Origin of the sequence: Nitratidesulfovibrio sp. SRB-5 (assembly GCF_019931275.1) — a bacterium.
Lineage (GTDB): Bacteria > Desulfobacterota > Desulfovibrionia > Desulfovibrionales > Desulfovibrionaceae > Cupidesulfovibrio.
Genome location: NZ_JAIOTY010000002.1, coordinates 287,886 through 309,211, shown reverse-complemented (window position 1 = coordinate 309,211; position 21,326 = coordinate 287,886). Strand labels below are relative to the sequence as shown.

Annotated in this window: 15 protein-coding genes; 8 read left to right on the top strand and 7 right to left on the bottom strand. The window is 68.2% G+C overall.

Going from position 1 to position 21,326, the window contains the following annotated elements; genetic code table 11:
* Positions 1-90: 90 nt before the first annotated feature.
* The 5 genes from K6142_RS08760 to K6142_RS08740 all read right to left on the bottom strand — a co-directional run bounded on the left by K6142_RS08760 (position 91) and on the right by K6142_RS08740 (position 6,020).
* Entirely contained in the window at positions 91-1,614 is a 1,524-nt protein-coding gene (locus K6142_RS08760) for an AI-2E family transporter (RefSeq protein ID WP_223380812.1), read from the bottom strand.
* 61 nt (positions 1,615-1,675) lie between these two features.
* Positions 1,676-2,365, bottom strand: a complete 690-nt coding sequence (locus K6142_RS08755) for a Crp/Fnr family transcriptional regulator (RefSeq protein ID WP_012612830.1) — start codon at positions 2,363-2,365, stop codon at positions 1,676-1,678.
* 105 nt (positions 2,366-2,470) lie between these two features.
* Entirely contained in the window at positions 2,471-2,827 is a 357-nt protein-coding gene (locus tag K6142_RS08750; RefSeq protein ID WP_190245804.1) for a ferredoxin family protein, read from the bottom strand.
* Between the two features lie 27 nt (positions 2,828-2,854).
* Complete coding sequence (locus tag K6142_RS08745) at positions 2,855-4,639, bottom strand: FAD-binding protein (protein ID WP_190245803.1); 1,785 nt, start codon at positions 4,637-4,639, stop codon at positions 2,855-2,857.
* 316 nt (positions 4,640-4,955) lie between these two features.
* Entirely contained in the window at positions 4,956-6,020 is a 1,065-nt protein-coding gene (locus K6142_RS08740; RefSeq protein WP_190245802.1) for a sulfite exporter TauE/SafE family protein, read from the bottom strand.
* 428 nt (positions 6,021-6,448) lie between these two features.
* On the opposite strand from K6142_RS08740, the gene K6142_RS08735 reads away from it, so the two are divergent.
* The 7 genes from K6142_RS08735 to K6142_RS08705 all read left to right on the top strand — a co-directional run bounded on the left by K6142_RS08735 (position 6,449) and on the right by K6142_RS08705 (position 16,300).
* Entirely contained in the window at positions 6,449-6,706 is a 258-nt protein-coding gene (locus tag K6142_RS08735; RefSeq protein ID WP_190245801.1) for a hypothetical protein, read from the top strand.
* Positions 6,707-7,070: 364 nt separating this feature from the next.
* Positions 7,071-9,689, top strand: coding sequence for a DNA polymerase I (polA, locus tag K6142_RS08730; protein WP_190245800.1), 2,619 nt, complete (start codon positions 7,071-7,073; stop codon positions 9,687-9,689).
* Between the two features lie 243 nt (positions 9,690-9,932).
* On the top strand, positions 9,933-11,147 hold the full coding sequence (locus tag K6142_RS08725; protein ID WP_190245799.1) for a class I SAM-dependent rRNA methyltransferase: 1,215 nt from the start codon (positions 9,933-9,935) through the stop codon (positions 11,145-11,147).
* A 17-nt stretch (positions 11,148-11,164) separates the two neighbouring features.
* Positions 11,165-12,334 (top strand): pyridoxal-phosphate-dependent aminotransferase family protein, encoded by a 1,170-nt coding sequence (locus tag K6142_RS08720; protein ID WP_190245798.1) that lies wholly within the window; start codon positions 11,165-11,167, stop codon positions 12,332-12,334.
* 217 nt (positions 12,335-12,551) lie between these two features.
* Positions 12,552-12,899, top strand: a complete 348-nt coding sequence (locus tag K6142_RS08715) for a DUF1844 domain-containing protein (protein WP_190245797.1) — start codon at positions 12,552-12,554, stop codon at positions 12,897-12,899.
* Positions 12,900-12,975: 76 nt separating this feature from the next.
* Positions 12,976-14,028: an N-acetyl-gamma-glutamyl-phosphate reductase gene (gene argC / locus K6142_RS08710; protein ID WP_190245796.1), complete on the top strand. Its 1,053-nt coding sequence runs from the start codon at positions 12,976-12,978 to the stop codon at positions 14,026-14,028.
* 280 nt (positions 14,029-14,308) lie between these two features.
* A complete protein-coding gene (locus K6142_RS08705) occupies positions 14,309-16,300 on the top strand; it encodes a methyl-accepting chemotaxis protein (protein ID WP_190244747.1) in 1,992 nt (663 codons plus the stop codon).
* 176 nt (positions 16,301-16,476) lie between these two features.
* Here the strand turns inward: K6142_RS08705 and K6142_RS08700 are convergent, their stop codons facing one another.
* Positions 16,477-17,685 (bottom strand): HD-GYP domain-containing protein, encoded by a 1,209-nt coding sequence (locus K6142_RS08700; RefSeq protein ID WP_190244746.1) that lies wholly within the window; start codon positions 17,683-17,685, stop codon positions 16,477-16,479.
* Between the two features lie 706 nt (positions 17,686-18,391).
* Between K6142_RS08700 and K6142_RS08695 the strand changes: the two genes are divergently transcribed.
* Entirely contained in the window at positions 18,392-19,630 is a 1,239-nt protein-coding gene (locus tag K6142_RS08695; protein WP_190244745.1) for an EAL and HDOD domain-containing protein, read from the top strand.
* 310 nt (positions 19,631-19,940) lie between these two features.
* Here K6142_RS08695 and K6142_RS08690 read toward each other — a convergent pair whose 3' ends face one another.
* The gene (locus tag K6142_RS08690) at positions 19,941-21,236 is read right to left on the bottom strand and encodes a phenylacetate--CoA ligase (protein ID WP_190244744.1); all 1,296 of its coding nucleotides are present in this window, start codon (positions 21,234-21,236) and stop codon (positions 19,941-19,943) included.
* Positions 21,237-21,326: the final 90 nt, after the last annotated feature.

Here is a 21,326-nt window from a genome sequence, read left to right as displayed (position 1 = left end):
GCACCCGCCCGTCGTCTTCCCCCGAACGAAAAAGGCCCCCGTGCGGCGGGGGCCTTTCGTCATTTCACGAGACTGAAAGCCATGATCGCATCAGCGGATCGGCCCGCCGTCCTTGGGCGCTATTTCCGCCGCCACCTCTGCGTACATGGTCAGGGCCACCATGGCGAAGGTAAGCAGCAGCGGCCCGTACAGCAGCCCCAGAATGCCGAACATGTTCAGCCCGCCCAGAATGGCCAGGAACAGGTAGAGCATGGGGATGCCCGCGCCTTCCTTCATGAACCACGCGCGCAGCAGGCCGTCGGAACTGGAGACCAGCACCGCGCACCACCCCAGCAGAAACACCGCCCGCCACGTCTCGCCCGAAAGGTACAGGTAGGCCGTGGCCGGGGCCCAGATCAGCGCGGTGCCCACCACGGGAATCATGGCCGCGAAGGACATGGCGAAGCCCCAGAACAGCGCGGGCAGGCCCACCAGGGCAAAGCCCACCGCGCCGATGACACCCTGGAACACGGCCACCAGCACCCCGCCCATGAACACGGAGCGGGCCACCCCGCGCAGGGCCGTCAGCAGGCGGTCCTCCTGCGCGTGAGCCAGCGGCGAGACGCGCTTGACGAAGGCCATCATCTGCCGTCCGTCGCGCAGCAGAAAATACAGGATGAACAGCATCAGCAGAAAATGGCCGAACAGGTACACGGCATTGCCCACCCCGGCGGTAATGCCGTGCAGCACGGTCTCTCCGGCCTGGCGGGCCGCGCCCAGCAGGGTGCCGCGCAGGCTGGCCGGATCGAAGTCGGCCAGGTCCGGGGCGTCGATGCCGAAATCGGCCAGGGTCCGGGTGACCCACACCGAAAGCTCGTGCAGCCGGGCCAGGCCCAGTTCCACCGGCGCGGGCAGGGAACCCGCAGCAACGGCGGCTGCGGGCGCGGCGCCCGTGGCTACGCCTGCGGCGGCCCCGGCGGCGGTGTCAGACCCGCCGTTACCCGACGCGGCGTAAAAGGCCATGGCCGCGCGGGCCAGCGCGCGGGCCTGGGGAATCAGCGCGGCCACGAACACGGCCAGTGGCGCGGCCACGCCCAGCAGCAGGGTGAGGATGGTTGACGCCGCGGCCAGGTCTGGCTGGCGCACCCGGCGGGCGATGCGTTCTTGCAGGGGCGCGGCCAGCGCGGCCACCACGATGGCCACGGCCAGCGTATGGATGAACGGACGGGCCAGCAGCCAGCCGATGCCCACGGCCACTACGGCCAGCAGGGCCAGCCAGACCCGCGTGGGCGCGGCATGGCCGGGCACCGATGGTACGGATGATGCGGATGGAGCGGACGGGGCGGATGGTCCGGGCACTGCGGACGGGACGCCCGCCGCCGCAGATGCGGCAGTGGCCGCCCCCCCCGGCTGCCCGGCGGGGGCGTCATGCGCGGATTCGGCACGGGCCGAAGGGCACCCGGCGCACGCCGATGGGGCAAAGGGGTCGATGGGAACGGGGGAGCCGGAGCCATCAGCCTCGCGCAGCGCATCGGAAGCGCCGGGGCAGCCGCCGCAGGACGGGGAAAGGCGCGTGGCCGCACGGCGCAGCACGGGCCGGGCATTACGGCGCGGGGAACGGGCAGGAGTACTCATGTCGCGGTGCTAGCACGCGGTGCGCGCCGAAGCAACAGCACCGCCGCCCTGTTCCGCCCCTCTACAGTTCCGCGCGTTCCAGCAGGCGCAACGGATGCAGCACCACCACCTCGCGGCGGGTCACCCGCACCAGCCCCTCGTCCTGCATCTCGCGCAGAAAGTCGCTGACGGTCTGCTGGCACGAGCCGGTCATGGCGGCCATCTGCTCCTGCGTCAGGCGCACGGGAATCACGGCGGGCTCGTGCCATGCCGCCTCGTCGCCCAGCACCTCGTAGGCCATGTACACCAGCAGCTTGGCCAGCCGGGTGCCCACGTCGCAGGTCATCAGGTTGCCCACCTGCTCGCCCAGGTAGCGCACCCGCCCCCCCAGCGTGGCAATAACCCTGCGCGCCGCGCCGAAGTTGTCGGACAGGAACTTCTCGAACTCGTCCCGCCCCGCCTCGCGCAGCACGCACGGGGTCAGGGCCTGTGCATTGGCCTTGCGCGGCACCGAATCCAGCACCTCTGCCAGCCCGAACATCTCGCCCCGCCTGCGCAGAAAGAAGATGGGCTCCTTGCCCGACGGCGCGATGCGGAAGATGCGCACGATGCCCTGCTCCACGTAGAAGCACGAATCGCCGGAGTCCTCCTCGAAAAACACCATGTCGTTCTTCGAAAATTCCCTCCGGCGCGACAACGCCAGAAACGCCGCCCGCTCGTCCGGCAGGTCGGCGAAAAAATCCTCGGTCCAGAGATGCCAGTTGCGTTCCATGAGCCCCCCTGGCGGAGAGCGTAGTGCTCCTGCGGCATATTGCAAGGGGGCAAAGGCGGTATCGGACACCGGATGTCCGTGCCGCCCCGCCCCCCCGGAGTGTGATTACGCGTCCTTGTCGGTCCGGATGGCCGGGTCCACGGCCAGACGGTTGCGGTACTTGTAGGTGGTTTCCACGCCGTGGATGTCCACGCACTTCCAGGTGATGTGGTCCTTGCCCATGATGGGCCGCAGGGACGCCTTGTGGTACCCCAGCTGGTAGGGGATGCGCGTCTCTATGGCGGCGCGGGGACAGGCCTTGGTGCAGGACATGCAGTCCCAGCAGTCGCGCGTGCAGCGGCAACGGGCCTTGCCCGTGGCTGCGTCCACCACCATCAGGTTGCCGGGGCAGGCTTCTTCGCAGCGCGATTCGGGCAGCCCTTCGCAACCGTTGCACTTTTCGGTCAGTATTCTCGGCGGCATGTGTTCCTCCGTCCGGATGAAATGCGGTTAAGCCTTGAACCGGTCGCCGGGGACCAGCTGCTCGTAGGGCCGGGTGAAGGCGGTCACCTCGCCGGTGGCCGGGTCGCGCCGGGTTTCCACGAAGCAGTCGAAGTTGGCGTCGTCACGACCGGGGTAGTCGCTGCGGGTCTGCCACCCGGCCCAGCGGGTTTCGCGCCGGGCCTTAAGGTGGTGCACCACGGCCTCGGCCACGTCCACGCGGTCCATGGTCTCGTTGGCCTGCATCAGGTCGTGCAGGTCGGCGGCCTTCAGGTAGGCGAACTGCGATTGCAGCATCTTGATGTGGCGCAGGGCGTAGTCCAGACGCTCCTCGTTGGTGCGGTAGAACTGCGAGCTGCCGCCCGCGTACTCGTCCATCAGGCGCTGGAGGCGTTCCTTCATCTCTGTGGGGGTCACGCCGTCGTAGTCCTTGCCGCGCAGCAGCGGCGCGAACACGCGGCCCTTTTCCGACTCCACCTGCGCGCTGACGGCGGCTTCGTCGGGCGTTTCAAGGCCCGCCGCCATGTAGGCAATGGCGCCGCGCGCGGCCAGCTTGCCTTCCGCCGCGCAGCCGCCCACGAACTTGTTGGGGTTGCCGCCCGCCGTCTCGCCCGCCGCGAACAGGCCGGGCACGGTGGTCATGCGCTGCATGTCCACCCAGAAGCCGCCCATGGTGTGGCCGCCCATGATGTACGGGTCGGACCCGTAGATCTCGATGGCCTCCTTGGTCACGTCCTGCCCGCGGCTGGCCAGGAACAGCACGAACGACGGACGCTCGTTGAGGTAGTCGGTCATCATGGCCTGCACCAGTTCGGGGGCCATGTTGCGGGTGTCGCAGTAGCAGGGGCCGCGCCCGGCCAGCCATTCCTCCATGGGGGCGTTGGCCCGGATGAAGCGCGGGGCCGCGTCGCCGCCGAGGTGGGCGTAGCGGCTCATGACCCGCTCGTCCTTGCAGTTGATGATGGGGGCCTTGTAGCCCACCGAGATGGTGTCCACGGGGCCGCAGAAGTCCTTGGTGCGGGTGGCCACCCAGCGCTGCTCCAGCGACGACAGCTCCGCGCCCTGGCGGAAGCCCATGGCGTAGCCGGACCCCACGCAGTAGGGGCACATCCAGATCTGCGCGCCGCTGTCGGTGGAGTCGGCGGTGTACGACTTGTACAGGGTGCCCGCGCCGCCGGTGGAAACCACCACGGATTTGGCGCGGAACACGTAGAACGCACCGTCACGCACGCCAAGGCCCGTGGCCCCCACGCAGCGGCCATCGTCCATGAGCAGGCCGGTGCCCACCACGCGGTTGTACACCTCGGCCCCGGCCTCGATGGCCTTTTCGGCCATGATGGGCTTCAGCTGTTCACCGTGGATGGAAATGTCCCACTTGCCGCGATAGCGGATCTTGCCGTTTTCGTCGCGCAGGATGGGCAGGCCCCAGCGCTCCAGGTCGTCGATGGCCTCGTTGAGTTCCTCGGCATTGCTCAGGGCCAGGTCCTCGCGCAGGGGGCCGCCGCCCACCTGGGCGCGGCTCCAGCGCACCAGATCCTCGGGGGTCTTGCCTTCGGGAATGTAGGTGTTCAGGGCGTCCATGCCCGCCGAACACGCGCCGGAACGCATGATCTCGGCCTTTTCCATGATCACCACGCGCAGCGACGGATCAAGCCGCCTGGCCTCGGTGGCCACGAAACACCCGGCGTTGCCGCCGCCGATGATCAACAGGTCGCACTCCACCGTTTCCGTGCGCACCTCCGCAAGGCTGCGCGGCGCGATGTCCACGGCCCTGCTGGCCTTTCTGTTCGCCATGTCGTTTCTCCCGACGTTGATTGGATACGTTACGGATGCGCCGCAGGGGCCACCGCATCATTCTTTCTGTCGTTCACGTGGCCCAAGGCTTGCAGCACAGGGGCTCATGAATCTTCTCTGCCCTGATTCGGGCTATCTTTTCGCGACGCAGGGCGCATAAGCATTCCTGAGACTGCCTGCTGCATTGCTGCGGCGCAGGGATTTTGTGCGCTGACAAGGAGAACGAGTCCGGCAGGGAGGAGTATACTCTTCTCGTATTCGACGACATGCCGGACGAAGTTCGACGCAGTCAGCGCGCAAAAGACCAAGCCGCAGCCTAGGCGCTGCCGAGTCCCAGCTTGATCCCCATGTACTGCAACCCCACGAAGATCAGCAGGATGCCGAACAGCAGGCGCAGGTAGCGGGTATCCACCACGCAGCCCAGACGCCGCCCGAAGTTGGCCCCGCAGTAGCCGCCCAGCATGGCGAACACGGCCAGCTGGTAGATGACGGTGTCGGCCACGCCGCGCACGATGAACTGCGAGCCGATGTTGGCCACCTTGACGAAGTTGCCGGTGCCCACGGCCACCATCATGGGCAGGCCGAAGGCCGCGTGCAGCATGGGGGTGAACAGGAAACCGCCGCCCACGCCGATGATGCCGGTCAGCACGGCGATGAAGAAGTTGCCGAAGGCCGGGTACAGGATGTTGGTGCGGTAGGGCACGCCGCCCCATTCACCACCCGCGTACAGCAGGCCCTGCCTTTCGGTGGCCACGAAGCCGCCGCTCTTGGCCGGGGCGGGGCGAATGCCGCGCCACAGCATCCAGAACGCCGCGCCGAACACCAGCACGGAGAAGTACATCTTCAGCTGTTCCGGGGTCATGCCCAGCGAAAGGTACGCGCCAGCGCCAGCGCCCAGAAAGCCGGTGGCCATCATGGGGAAGGCGATCTTCATGTTGGGAGTCTTCTTGGACAGGTGCACCATGGCCGCCATCAGGCCGATGACGGCGGAGGCAAGGCTGTTGGTGCCCAGGGCCACCTTGACCGGCAGGCCCAGCCACAGGGTGTACAGGGGCACGGAGAACAGGCTGATGAACGCCCCCACCATGCCGCCCAGGAACCCGGCCACCATGCCCACGCCGATGCCCAGCACCGGCACCACGTTGACGGTGCCCCAGTTGGGGTGGCTCCAGGCCACGGTCCACGAGGGCGCAACCGATTCCTTGACCAGCGCCAGCAGCAGCACGGCGGTCAGCGCCCACAGGGCCATGTTGCCGGGGGTGCGTTCGCCCAGCACCGCCCGGATGCCCGTGAGGAACGGGGAGCATGTCACGTCGGCGTCCGCCGCTCCGTTTGCCGGGGCCGCGCCCGCCGCTGCGCCCGTCTTGTTCGTATCCGCCATTCCCGCCTCCCTTGCTGGTTGAAGTGATTGTGGTGGTGAGTGTGCCCGCCTCGCCGGGGCATCCGGAACCGGACAGCCGGGCGCGGGGCGTGCATCGTGAGCCACGGGAGTAGCGCGAAGGGGGCAGCGGGTTCTATCGCGGGGACGATAAACGGAGGAAACGTGACGAAACGGGGGTGAAAAAAGGCGGAATGGCGGGAGGCATGAGAAATGAAACCGTGCGCTTACAGCATGTTACGAACCGACAAGAAAAAAACGGAGCGGACCACACGCATTCCGCCCCGCCTGCTGACAACCCGCGCGTGCCGGGGTATGGGTGAAGCATCCCCGCCCCTGCCGCCCGCCCCCCGCGCATGGGGACACACGTACGGATCAGACCGGGCACACGCCACGGACATGCGGCGCCACACGGGGAAGGAGGATGCGCCGTGTTCGCCCTGCTGTTTCTGCAACGCGACTGCGTGGGCTGCGGCTTCTGCTGCGCCAAGGCCCAATGCCCGCCGGGCCGCGAGGCCTACGGCTACCACCGCCGCTGCCCCGGCCTGTTCTGGGACGGGGCGCGCTACCGCTGCCGTCTGGTCATGTCCGACGCCCAGGTTGCCGCCGTGTTGCAGGTGGGGCAGGGCTGCTGCCGTCCGCTGAACCGCTGGCGCAAGGATGTGCGGGAGCGGGTGAAGCCGCTGTGACGGGGGCCCCCGCCCTCCTTCCCGCATGCGGGCGGGCACGCGGCCCGGCGGCCTGATTCCGTCATCCTGTTCCGGCCAGCCCCGCCAGTCCGGCCAGTCTGGTCCAGCCCGTACCTGTCCGTACCGGCCCGGGCCCGTGCGAACGGCTTTGCTTCGGGCGCGGCGTGACGTATACCCTTTGCGCAGGCGGCCCGGCCAGGGCGCGCAGCCGCTGCGCATTCCCGCGCAGCCCCGGCGTGTCCGGCGTGCCCGTCACATCCGGCGCACCCGTTGCTCCCTGTTGCGCCCGGTCACGTCTGGTCGCGCCCGCTTCGCACGGGGCCCGCGCCATCCCCTCACATCCAAACCGCCAACCGGAACCAGCATGTCGCTCACCCAACGCCTCGGCCTTCGCGGCGAGCCTTTGTGGCTCATGGACGGCTCGGCCTTCATCTTCCGGGGCTTCTACGCCTACCAGAGCATGCAGCGTTCGGACGGATTTCCCACCAACGCGCTGTTCATCGTCACCCGCATCCTGCTGCGCCTTCTGCGCGAGGAGCGCCCCACCAATTTCTGCTTCGTGCTGGACGGCAAGGGACCGACCTTCCGGCACGAGCTGTTCCCGCCGTACAAGATGCAGCGCGCGGTCACGCCGGAACCGCTGGTGCAACAGCTGGACCCCATCAAGCGCATGGTAAGGGCGCTCGGCCTCCCGCTGGTCGTGTCCGACGGGTGCGAGGCCGACGACTGCATCGCCTCGCTGGCGGCGCGCCACCGCGCCGAGCGCCCCGTGGTCATCGTGGGCACGGACAAGGACCTGAAACAGTGCCTGCACGACAACGTGGTGCTGTGGGACCCGGCTGCCAAGGAAGAAAAGCTGGTCACGCTGGCTGACTTCACGGCGGAAACGGGCCTTGCGCCCGCCCGCTGGCCCGACTTTCAGGCGGTCATCGGCGATTCGTCGGACAACATTCCCGGCATCCCCGGCGTTGGCCCCAAGACGGCGGAAAAGATATTCAAGGACTTCGGCTCGCTGGAAGAAATCCGCGACCGCGTGGGCGAACTGCCCGAAAAGCTGCGCGCCAAGTTCGAGCCACACCTTGAAACCATGTTCCTGTACCGCCAGCTGACCACCCTGACCACCGACGCCTGCCCGGAAGTGACCCTGCCCGACCTGGCCGTGCGCCCGCTGGACCCGGCGGAGGCCGGTGCCATGCTGCGCGAATTCGAATTGCGTCAGCTTACCCGCGAACTCTCCGGCATGATCGAGAACGGCAGCGTCACCTCTGCCCCGCGCTCCAGCGGTCAGGTGCAGGCCAGCCTGTTCGGCGACGAGGGCCGCCGGGCCGACCCGGTGAACACCTGCGCCGACCCCGGCAAGCTGCCCGACTGCGAAGGCGTGGCCGCCGCCGTGGTGCCCGTGTTCGACAACGGCGCCATCACTGCCTACGCCGTGGCCGCCGGGGATTGCGAAAGCCGCTACTCCGGCCCGGTGGACGCGCTGGCCCGCCACCTTTCCAAGGCCGCGCAGGTGGCCGCGCCCGACGTGAAGCATCTCTTGCGCACCGACCCGGCCTGGGGCGGCATCGACCCGGCCCGCTGGTTCGACCTGGGCCTTGCCGCCTACCTGCTGAACCCGGAAGAGCGCGACTACGGCTGGCCGCGTCTGGCCGCCCGCTGGGGCGACGAACTGGAGCGCTCGTCCGGCAACCCCGGCCTGCTGGCGCTGGAAATGGCGGGCGCGCTGTCGGGCCGTCTGGCCGGGGCGCAACTGTCGCGCCTGATGCGCACGCTGGAAATGCCGCTGATCCCCGTGCTGGCCGACATGGAGGCGGCGGGCATCGCCGTGGACCTGAACGCCTTTGCCGCCTTCCTGCGCGAGGTGCAAGACGAACTGGACCGCCTGACGCGCGACGTCTACAAGGCCGCCGGGGGCGAATTCAACATCCGCTCCTCGCAGCAACTGGCCGAATTGCTGTTCGGCACGCTGGGCCTGCCCACGGGCGGCAAGACCAAGGGCGGCCAGACCTCCACCGCGCAGGACGTGCTGGAAAAGCTGTCCGGTCGCCACCCGGTGGTGGACGCCATCCTGGAATTCCGCAAGCTGGAGAAGCTGCGTTCCACGTATCTGGAACCGCTGCCCCGCCTGGTGGACGGCGCCGGGCGCATCCACACCACCTTCAACCAACTGGCCACGGCCACCGGACGCCTGTCGTCCAGCAACCCCAACCTGCAGAACATTCCCGTGCGGGGCGACCTTGGCCGCCGCATGCGCACCTGCTTCACCGCCGCGCCGGGCCTGCGTCTGGTGTCCGCCGACTATTCGCAGGTGGAACTGCGCGTGCTGGCCCACATGTCGCAAGACCCCACGCTGCTGGCCGCCTTCCGCGAGGGGGCGGACATCCACAGCCGTACCGCCAGCCTGTTGTACGACGTGGCGCAGGATCAGGTTTCCACCGACCAGCGCCGCAACGCCAAGACCATCAACTTCGGGCTCATCTACGGCATGGGGCCGCAGAAGCTGGCGCAGGAACTGCGCATCCCGCTCACCGAGGCCAAGGCGTTCATCGAACGGTACTTCAGCAAGCTGCAAAAGCTGCGCGAATTCTACGACGAGGCGGAAACCACCGCCCGCGAACTGGGCTACGTGACCACCATGGCGGGCCGCCGCCGCCTGCTGCCGGAAATCCATTCCGAAAACACCCAGCTGAAGTCGCAGGCCCGCCGCCAGGCCATCAACACCCTGATCCAGGGCAGCGCCGCCGACATCATCAAGCTGGCCATGCTGGCCGCCCACGCCGACCCGGAACTGCGCGCCCTGAACGCCCGGCTCATCCTGCAAGTGCACGACGAACTGCTGCTGGAAGTGCCCGCCGACAACGCCCCCGCCGCCGGCGAGCGCCTGGCCGCGCTCATGTCCGGCGTGCGACCCGGCGGCGTCACCCTCGACGTCCCCCTTGCCGTCGATTGGGGGCAAGGGGAGAACTGGGGCTTGGCTCACTGAGTAAATTCACGCGGGGGAGGGAAAGGAAACTTTTGAAAAAGTTTCCTTTCCCTCCCCCGCACCCCCTCCCTATCCTTCAAAACTTTTCATTTTGGGGCTGGCACAGTAGGCTGTGCAAACCCAATTAAAACGTTTTGGGGGAAAAGGGATGGGGGTCCGGGGGAAGGGGAAAACCCCCTTTTGGAAAAGGGGGTTTTCCCCTTCCCCCGGCTCGTTCCGCCATAATAGCCATACAAGGACCGCATGAAGACACTGATCCTGAAACGCGGAGAAGAGCGCCGACTGCGCGTGGGGCACCTGTGGGTGTTCAGCAACGAAGTGGACGTGCAGCGCACGCCGCTCAAGGACTTTGCGCCGGGCGAGGCCGCCATGGTCATGGACGACGGGGGCCGCTGCCTGGGCACGGCCTACGTGAACCCGGCCTCGCTGATCTGCGCCCGCATGGTGAGCCGCCGCGAGAACGACCCGCTGAATGCGGACCTGCTCAAAAAGCGGGTGGAACGCGCGCTGGCCTTGCGGCAGGCGCTGTTCGACACGCCGCACTATCGGCTGTGCTTCGGCGAGGGCGACATGCTGCCCGGCCTTGTGGTGGACCGTTACGGCGACACGCTGGTGGCCCAGATCACCACGGCGGGCATGGACGCGCAGACCGACGCGGCGGTGGCCGCGCTGGTGGAGGCCACCGGGGCCACCGGGGTGCTGCTGCGCAACGACACGGCCTCGCGCGAGTTGGAAGGGCTGACCCGCGAAGTGCGCGTGGCCTACGGCTCCGTGCCCGAGACGACGGAGATTTCCGAGAACGGCTGCACCTTCACCGTGCCGCTCACCGCCGGGCAGAAGACCGGGTGGTTCTACGACCAGCGCGACAACCGCGCCTTTGCCGCCCGCTTTGCCAAGGGGCAGGACGTGCTGGACGTGTTCTGCTACGTGGGCAGCTTTGGCGCCACGGCGGCGCGCGCGGGCGCGGCCTCGGTAACGCTGGTGGATGCGTCCCTGCCTGCCGTCGAGCTGGCGGTGGAAAACGTCAAGGCCAATGGCCGCGCGTACGGGATTAACGGCGTGGGCGGTGTGGACGACGCCGACGGCATAGAAGGCGACGCCTTCGAGGCCATGACGGAACTGCGGCGCGAGGGCCGCAGGTTCGGCCTGGTCTGCCTGGACCCGCCCGCGTTCATCAAGCGCAGGAAGGACGCCAAGCAGGGCCTGACGGCCTACCAGCGGGCCAACGAACTGGCACTCGACCTGGTGGCCGATGGGGGTGTATTCGTCACCTGTTCCTGCTCGCAGCACCTCGACAGGGAAGAACTGCGCCGCGTGCTCACCCATGCCGCGGCGAAACGAAAGATGCAGGCCCAGATCATCGCACAGGGGCATCAGGGCGCGGACCATCCGGTACACCCGGCCATGGCCGAGACCGACTACCTGAAATCCTTCACCGCGCGGATATTCCGCGCCTGAACCGGAGACATTGCGGCATGCTCGACAAGCCCCGCCTGCTCACCCCCGGCCCCACGCCCACGCCCGAACGGGTGCGGCTGGCCATGGCCCATGACATGATCCACCACCGCAAGCCCGCCTTCAAGGCCATCATGGCGGCGGTGCAGCCCAAGCTGCGTGAACTGTTCGGCACGGCCCAGCCGGTGCTGCCCATGGCCTGTTCCGGCTCGGGCGTCATGACCGCCGCCGTGCACGGCCTGTTCAGGCCGGGCGAGAAGGTCATCGTGGTCGAAGGCGGCAAGTTCGGCCAGCGCTGGCGCGAAATCGCCGCCGTGCGCGGCCTGAACGTGGTCTCCGTGGTGGTGGACTGGGGCCGCCCGGTCACCCCGGCGGAAGTGGAAGCCGCCCTCAACGAACACCCCGACGCCGCAGGCGTGCTGGTGCAGCTGTCGGAAACGTCCACCGGCACCCTGCACCCGGTGCGCGAGATCGCCAGGCTCACCGCCGGACGCGACACCCTGCTGGTGGTGGACGGCATCTCCGCCGTGAGCATCTCGCCCTGCCCCATGGACGAATGGGGCATCGACTGCCTGCTCACCGGTTCGCAGAAGGGGCTGATGCTGCCGCCGGGCCTCGGCCTCATCGCGCTGTCCGAGCGGGCCTGGCGCAAGGCGGACACCGTGCCGCCCTCGTGCTTCTATTTCAACTTCCGGGGCGAACTGGCCAACCTTGAAAAGCAGCAGACCCTGTTCACCACGCCGGTCAGCCTTATCATAGGGCTTAACGAAAGCCTGGACATGTTCCGCGAGGTGGGGCTGGAAACCGTGTACCGCAAGCAGTGGGCGCTGACGCAGATGGCCCGGCGCGGGGTGACGGCCATGGGCCTTGAGCCGCTGGTGAAGGAAGGCTACACATGGGGCCTGACCAGCGTGCTGCTGCCCGAAGGCGTGCCCGCCACCGGCGTGCTGCGCGTGGCCGCAGAGCGCTTTGGCGTCATCATGGCCGCCGGGCAGGACCACATGAAGGAACGCATCATCCGCATCGGCCACATGGGCTGGCTGGACTGGGCCGACCTGGCCGCCGGGCTGCACGCCCTGGCCGAAGGCTTCCGGGCCTGCGGCGGGTACATCGGCACGCGCGACGTGCTGGAGCAGGCCCTGGCAGCGTACCAGGCCGGGCTGGCGGTAACGCCGGGAACAGAGATTTAGGGGCTGCTGCAAAATTGTCCCTTCGCCCGTTGGCTGCGTCAAACTTCGCCTGCCATGTCGGTCGAATACGATAAGAGTATACTCCCTCATGGCAGGCTCGTTTTCCTTGCCAACGGACGAAAACCCTAATTTTGCAACAGCCCCTCGGTGGTACGAGGGTCCGAGGAGCGCCGGAGCAATAGAACGCCTGCCCGGCCCCAAACGCGAGGATGTGACCATGACCGACAACGAACGTACCGGCTGCGGCTGCGCGGCTGGCGGGGCCAAGGACGGCGGCAAGGGCGGCGCGCAGGATGGCGCGCCCCATGGTGCGGCACAGATGCCGCAGGTGACCTTTTCCACCTTCATCCTGTCGCTGGCCTCGTCGGCGCTGGTGCAACTGGGCGAAGTGCCCGACCCGGACACCGGGCGCACCAGCGAGAACCTGCTGATGGCCAAGCACACCATCGACGTGCTGACCATGCTGCAAGAGAAGACGCGCGGCTGCGCCGACGCGGACGAGGCGCGCCTGCTGGAGGGCGTGCTGTACGAACTGCGCATGAAGTACGTGGTGCACAGGAAGTAACCGCCGGATCCCGACGACTCCCCAAATCACACGGACCACACGGACCTAACAGATCAAACAGCGCAAGGACCACGGCATGACCATCATCCGCGCCGGGCTCGTGGGCGTTACCGGCTACACGGGCATGGAACTTACCCGCCTGCTGGCGGGCCACCCGAACATGCGCCTTGTGCGCGCCACCTCGCGCACAGAGGCGGGCCGCCCCCTTTCCGACATCTATCCCTTCTTGCGCGGGCTGCCCGGCGGCGACGTGGTCATGACCGCGCCCGACCCGGACGACCTGGCCGACAACTGCGACGTGGCCTTCCTGGCCGTGCCCCACGGGGCCGCCATGGAAATGGGGGCCACCCTGCGCCAGCGCGGCCTGCGCGTGGTGGACCTTTCGGCGGACTTCCGCCTGCGCGACCCCGACGTGTACGAGGCCTGGTACAAGGTGCCCCACACCCGCCGGGCCGAACTGCCCCAGGCGGTGTACGGCCTGCCGGAACTGTACGGCGATGCGGTGAAGAAGGCAGGCCTGGTGGCCAACCCCGGCTGCTACCCCACGGCCACCATCCTCGGCCTGTACGCTGCGCTGAAGCACGGGCTGGTGGAAACCGACGGCATCGTGGTGGACGCCAAATCCGGCGCCACCGGCGCGGGGCGCAAGGCCGCCGTGGGCACGCTGTTCTGCGAGGTGTCCGACACCTTCCGGGCGTACAACATCGGCAAGCATCGCCACACCCCGGAAATCGAGCAGGAGCTGTCGGCCATCGCGGGCACGTCCATGGTGGTGTCGTTCAACCCGCACCTGTTGCCCATCAACCGGGGCATCCTGGCCACCATCTATGCAAAGCTGGCAAAGCCCGTCAGCCCGCAGGACGTGCAGGCGGCCTTCGAGCAGACCTGGCAGGGGTCGCGCTGGGTGCGCGTGCTGCCCGCCGGGCAGCTGCCGGAAACCCGCCACGTGCGCGGCACCATGTTCTGCGACGTGGGCGTGGTGACGGACCAGCGCACGAACCGCCTTGTCATTCTTTCGGCCATCGACAACCTGTGCCGGGGCGCTTCCGGTCAGGCCGTGGCCAACGCCAACCTGATGTTCGGCCTGCCCGTGGAAACCGGGCTGATGCTGGCCCCGCTGATGCCGTAGCGCTCGCGCGGCACCCATCGTTGATGCAAGGGGACGCTCCGCAAGGGGCGTCCCCTTTTTTCGTGGGCGCTGGCACAGCGCGCGCGTGAACACCCGGCAACCAGCCCGTCGCGCCGCCTGCCGGGCTGCGCCACTGCCGCCCCCCCCCCGCCGCCCCATGCCGCCCCATGCCCCATTGCCCCCGGCGCGCCTTCTCGCGCAGCCCGCAACCCGCGCGCATGATAATCATGGGCCAGCATCCCCCGCCCTGCCATACACGGGCCCATAGGGGGTACTCCGCATGAGCATCCGGCTGCGCATCCTTCTCGCGGTTCTCGGGCAGGCCCTGTTGGCCGTCGCTCTCTGCATGGCGGTCATCGTCATTTCCAATCGCCAGACCACCGATGGCATGGCGGTCAACCTGGCCGGGCGGCAACGCATGCTCAGCCAGAAGATGACCAAGGAGGCGCTGGCCCTGCTGCACGGCGGCCCGGCCGCACTGCGCCAGTCCATCGCCAACCAGATCCGCGTGTTCGACGTAACGCTGGCGGCCTTCATCGACGGCGGGCAGGCCCCGCTCTCCCTGAAGGCCGACGGCCCCACGGGCCGGTTGCCCACGCCCAGCCCCGCCGTGCGCGGCCAGTTGCTGACCGTGCGCGGCGAATGGCTGCGCCTGCGCGGCCTGGTGGAGGCCGCCCTGCCCGAAGGGGCCGTGGCCGCGCCAGACACCGCCCCCGCCCTGCTGGACGCCAGCGACGGGGTGCTGGACGCCATGAACAAGGCCGTCACCCTGATGCAGGGCGAATCGGAGAGCCGGGTCTCCGCGCTGCTGGTCAGCCAGATCATCGGGTTGTGCCTGGCCCTTGCCCTTGGCGCGGTGGCGGTGCTGGTGCTGCACCGCCAGGTCATCAAACCGTTGTACGCCATCCGCGACTTCGCGCGGGATCAGGCCCAAAGCCCCCGGTGCATGGACCTTGCGGGCAACTTCCACCGCGAACTGCGCGAGGTGGCCGACGCACTGTGCGCCATGACCGGCAACCTCACCGGCGCGCTGGGCTTCTCCGAGGGCATCCTGCGCAGCATAGAGACGCCCTACCTCGTGGTGGACACCCAGGAAAAAGTGCTGCGCTGCAACGCTGCCCTGCTGACGCTCATCGAACGCGAGGGAACGCCGGAACAGTACCACGGCATGGGCGCCTCGGAATTCTTCTACGGCGACCCGGGCCGCCAGACCGTGGTGGGCAAGGTGATGCGCGAAGGCGTGCCGGTGGTGCGCGAGGTGGAAATGACCGGGCGGCGCGGCGGGGTGCGGCGGGTGAACATTGCCGCCGCGCAAATGCGCAATGCCATGGACGATTCGCTGGTGGGCGGCATCTGCCTGTACACCGACCTTACCGAATTGCGCCAGGCAGAGGCCGACGCCGAGGCCCGCACCGAACGGCTGGCCCAGGCCGCCCGCGAGGCCGACGGCATCTCGCGCCAGGTGGTGGACGGTTCCGAATCGCTGGCCGAACGGGTGCGCGATGCGGCCATGGGCGCTCAAACCCAGCGCGACCGGGTGGACGAGACCGTTTCGGTCATGCAGGACGTCAACGCCGCCGCCGTGGACGCCACCCGCCTTGCCGGGCGCGCAGCGGATGCGGCGGAACGCGCCGTGGACGAGGCGCGGGCAGGTTCCGACAAGGTGCGCCGCATGCGCGAGGCCATGCGCGGCGTGGTGGAGCGGTCGGAGGAACTGCGCGGCGGCATGCGCGAACTGGGTGGACAGGCGGAGTCCATCGGACGGGTGATGGCCGTCATCGCCGACATTGCCGACCAGACCAACCTGCTGGCCCTGAACGCGGCCATCGAGGCGGCGCGCGCCGGTGATGCCGGGCGGGGATTCGCCGTGGTGGCCGACGAGGTGCGCAAGCTGGCCGAAAAGACCATGCAGGCCACCAGCGAGGTGCACACGGCCATCACCGCCATCCAGCACGGGGTGCGCGACAGCATGAACCGGGTGGACGCCTCGGGCGGGGCCATCGACGAGACCGCGCAACTGGCCGGTGAATCCAGCGAGGCGCTGGAGCGCATCGTGCATCTGGTGGGGGCCACCACCGACGAGGTGGGCTCCATTGCCGACCGGGCGGGCCTGCAGGCCGACCAGGCGGCGCGGGCGGCCATGGCCATCGACGTCATCCGCGAGGTGGCAGAGGCCATGGCCGATGGCATGCACGAGGCGGCCAGCGCCGTGGACGGGCTGCGGCAGCAGGCCGACCGGTTGCAGGCGCTCATCGTGCAGATAACCGCCTGACCCCCGCCCCTTGCGGCACCCGGACCCCGCAACAAACGGGCCTTGCAACAAACGGAGCCGGGGCACCCCAACGGAGTGCCCCGGCGTTGTTCACGGCATGGCGTCGGTAACGAAAAGCGGAATGCACGGGACGGTGGCGGGCAGGCTCTGGCGCTGCCACGTCAGCGGCCCGCAGGTCAGGAGGTGCCCAGCACCTGGCCGGGGTCTATGCCCGAGTCGCGCGGGTCCAGACAGGCCACCACCTTCACGGCGGTCTGGCCGGAAAGGTCCAGCCTGCGATGCTGGGCCGGGCGGCCCTTGGGGTCGCGCACCACGATCACTTCCGGCAGCAGCGGTTCGCGGGCGTTGGCCTGGCTGACCACGCCGCGCTGGCCGGTGTTCAGTTCCACCACGCTGCCCACGGGGTATATCCCGAGGCACCGGATGAACCGCTCCACGAAGCCGGGATGAAAATCCTGCCCGCGCATGCCGTACATCAGGCCCAGCGCCTTGTGGGGCAGCATGGCGGCCTTGTACACACGGCGGCTGGTAAGGGCGTCGTACACGTCCACCACGGCCAGGATGCGGGCGATGATGCTGATTTCCTCGCCCTTGAGGCCGCGCGGGTAGCCGAGGCCGTTGTACTTCTCGTGGTGCTCCAGCATGCCCGCCAGCACCTCGTCGTAGATCATGGGATTGTCGCGCACCTGTTCCCACCCCAGTTCGGGGTGGCGCTTCATGACGCCGAACTCGGCGGGCGTGAGACGGCGCGGGCTGTTCAGAATGATATCGGGCACGCGGGCCTTGCCAAGGTCATGGAACAGCCCGGCCAGGCCCACCCGGCTCAGGGTGATGTCGCCAAAGCCCAGATGCCGCCCGAAAACCACGGCCAGCACGGCCACGTTGATGCAGTGGGTGTAGGTGTATTCGTCCACCGAGCGCAGCTTGGAAAGGCCCAGCAGCGCATTGGCATTGCGGGTGACGCTGGTAAGGATGCCCTCGACCATGGGCTGGGCGGCCTGCACGTCCACGAAGCCGTCCTTGCGCATGATGTCCATGGCCTTGCGCGCGAAGCCCACGGAATCGTCGTACAGGGCGCGGGCCTGGGGCATTTCTTCCGTCAGGGACACGGTGGGCGCCAGCGGGTCTTCGTCGCCCAGGTCGCGGGCCAGTTCGGCGGAAATGGCCTCTTCATCGCTCAGGCCGTCGGTGCCGTCGCCCCCCAGCGAACGGCGCGTATCCACGAAGACTTCCATGAAGCCCTCGCGCTGGATGCGCAGCACGTCGCCCTCGGAGCCGACGACCCCAACCTGGCTGTACAGGTACGGGTTTTCGAGCCACGAAAGGCCCATGTCCACCACGTACATGCCGGGTCTGAGATCCCGCGTGGAGATCTTCTTGAGCACCGGTCCCTCCTCGCTTTCCCTTGCTGCCGCCGGTACGGCGACCCTTTGCATCTACGTATATTCGCTGCAAAAAACAACCATTCGCACGACTTTGCGGTATCGGAAGGGCGTACGGATGCAGTGCCACCGCCCCCCCTTCGGCGCAATGCTGGCTCACCCCCATGTGCCGATACTCCCATCCTCCGGCTCTGGGGGTATCACCACCTTGCCCGGGACCGCCGCGCCTGCCATACTGAAGTGCTCGCACCAGACCACCGGACGGACCGGCAGGTGCGCCACTGTCCATTGACCACGGGACGGGCCGCAGATGCGTCGCCGTCCATAGCCCACGGGACGGGCCACAGGTGCGCCACCGTCCCTGGACCACACCGGACGGTCCGCGAATGCGTCGCCGTCTCTGGACCACACGGGACGGGCCGCAGGTGCGTCGCCGTCTCTGGACCACACGGGACGGGCCGCAGGTGCGCCACCGTCTCTGGACCACACGGGACGGGCCGCAGGTGCGCCACCGTCTCTGGACCACACGGGACGGGCCGCAGGTGCGCCACCGTCTCTGGACCACACGGGACGGGCCGCAGGTGCGCCACCGTCTCTGGACCACACGGGACGGGCCGCAGGTGCGCCACCGTCTCTGGACCACACGGGACGGGCCGCAGGTGCGCCACCGTCCTTGCTCAACGCGCACGCGGGGCGGAGCCCGCACCCCATGCAGCCCCAGAATTCCGCACAGCAGCCCACCATCTTCATCGCCCGGCAGCCCATCTTCGATGCAACGGGAACGCTGTGGGGGCACGAACTGCTGTTCCGCAACAGCCCCAGCGGGCCCGCGCGCATCGACGACCCGGATGCGGCCACCGCCTCGGTCATCGCCGACGGCTACGCCATCGCCAGCGAGACCATACCTGGCACTACCCCCTTCCTGATCAACTTTCCCGAAGGGTTGCTGCTGTCCGGCGCGGCGGAAGTGCTGCCGCCGGACCGGTGCATCCCCGAAATCCTCGAAACGGTGCACCCCACGCCGGAACTTGTGGATGCGCTGCACACCCTGAAACGGGCGGGCTACCGGCTGGCCGTGGACGACTTCGTGGGACAGGACCAGGCCCTGCCGCTGCTGGGGCTGGCGGACATCATCAAGGTGGACGTGCTGGGCGTGCCCCCGGCGGAACTGCCCGCGCTCACGGCCAGCCTGCGCAAACGCCACCACGCCGTGCTGCTGGCGGAAAAGGTGGAAACCGCGACCATGTTCGGCCAGTGCCGCATGCTGGGGTACACCCTGTTCCAAGGTTACCACTTCGCCAGGCCGGTCATCGTGCCGGGGCGCACCCTGTCGTCGGCCCAGACCTCGCGCCTGCACCTGATGCAGTCGCTGACCGGTGAAGCCGACCCGCACAAGCTGGTGCGCGCCGTGACCGTGGACCCCGGCCTGACCTACCGCCTGCTGCGGTACATCAATTCGGCGTGGTTCGCCCTGCTGAAGGAAGTAACCTCGGTCCAGCACGCGGCATCGCTGCTGGGCTTCGAGACGCTGCGCAAGTGGCTGCTGGTGATCACCCTGGCCGACACGGCGGGCAGCGCCGCCCCGCCCGAAGTCATGCGACTGGCCGTGACCCGCGCGCGCTTTCTGGAACTGTTGTGCGGCCTTGTGCGCACCTGCACCCATGCGCCGGAATCCATGTTCCTGCTGGGGCTGCTGTCGCAACTGGACGCGCTGCTGGGCATTCCCATGCCCGTGCTGCTGGCCCACCTGCCGCTGGACGCGGACTTCCGGGCCGCCCTTTCCGGCGAGCCTTCGCCCATGCACGACGAACTGCACCTGGCCGTGCTGCTGGAACGCGGCGCCTGGGACGAGGCCCTGCCGCTGATGGCGAAGCTGGGCTTTTCTCCCATGGACGTGGCCCGCAGCAGCATCGACGCCCAGGTGTGGGCCAGCCGGATGTTGAGCTAGCGGGTACCGGCAGGCGGCCCGGACCACAGGCCCGTGAGCGCGTGCTGGAACGCAGGAAAAGCAAAAAGGGCACACCATCGGTGTGCCCTTGTGCATTCAATGCCTTTGCAAGACGGTGTGTTAGTGTCGGCCACTCCAAAAGGGCCTGTTCACGCTGAGAGGGTTTTTGCCCTCTGCCAAGGAAGAATGATTTTTATGACGGGAGGATGCGGCAACCGTCATGCGAACTTGTGAGCATTACGGATGGCGACCGCAGCGCGCCCTTCGGGTCGGTCAGGCAGAGGACAAAAGGACCACAGCGTAACAAGCCCTACCCGTCAGCCATGCGCAGATCGGTCACCCGCTTGGACTTGCCGAACGAACGCGGCAGCACGCCGGGGTCCACCATCTGCACGGCCACGCGGGCCATCAGCTTCCTGTGCAGGCGGTCGCCCACCTCGCGCGCCAGACCCGCGTCGGCGTCCGCCGTGGTGCCTTCCTGCCGTTCCACCTGCAACAGCATGGCGTCGCGGCCATCGGTGCGGGTGAGCTGGATGTGGTACTCGGACCCCAGCGCCGGAAATTCGTGCAGCACGTCCGCTATCTGGCCGGGGTAGATGTTCACACCCCGGAAGATGATCATGTCGTCCGAGCGGCCCAGGATGTGGTCGTGCCGGGGGATGCACCGTCCGCACGAACACTGGCCGGGCAGCATGCGCGTCAGGTCGCGGGTGCGGTAGCGCACCAGCGGGGATGCTTCCTTGCGCAGCGAGGTGACCACCATCTCGCCCACCTCGCCGGGGGCCACCGGTTGCAGGGTGGCCGGGTCCAGGATTTCGATGATGAACAGGTCGGCCCAGTAGTGCAGGCCCTCTCGGGCGTCGCATTCCAGCCCGGTGCCGGGGCCGTACATTTCGGTCATGCCCGCGATGTCGTAGCTGCCCGTCAGGCCCAGCTTCTGCTCGAAGGTGGCGCGCATGCGCGGGCTGTGCGTTTCTGCGCCGAATATCACCTTGCGCAGCTTCACCTTGTCCAGCAGGCCGTTGCGTTCCACTTCCTCGGCCATCAGCAGGGCCATGGAGGCCGTGGACCCCAGGCAGGTCACGCCCATGTCCACCAGCAGCTGCAACTGCATTTCCAGGTTGCCCGGCCCCACCGGCACGGTGAGCGCGCCGAACTTCTCGGACCCCAGCTGGAACCCGGCCCCCGCCGTCCACAGGCCGTACCCCACGGCGATCTGCACGCGGTCTTCGCGGGTAAGGCCCGCCAGTTCATAGCAACGGGCCATTTGCAGCGCAAAGGTGTCCACGTCGTTCTGGGTATAGGCCAGGATCTTGCGCTTGCCCGTGGTGCCCGACGAGGCGTGGATGCGCACCACGTCGCTTTCCGGCACGGACAGCAGCGGCAGGGGGTAGCCCTCGCGCAAGTCTTCCACGCTGGCGGTGGGCAGGCGCACGATGTCGTCGAGGGTGCGGATGTCGTCGGGGTGCACGCCCGCCGCGTCGAACTTGGCCTTGTAGGCCGGGCTGTTGGCGTAGGCGTGGCGCACGGTCCAGCGCAGGCCCTCGGTCTGCACGCGGTGCAGGGTTTCGGGGTCGAGATGGGGCAAGAAGCGATACTGCGACATGGAAGCGGACTCCTGGGGACGGCGGAATAATGGACGCGACACGAAAACGGGACCCGGTCGAATCGGGCCAGACAGCGCATTGCGCCAGAC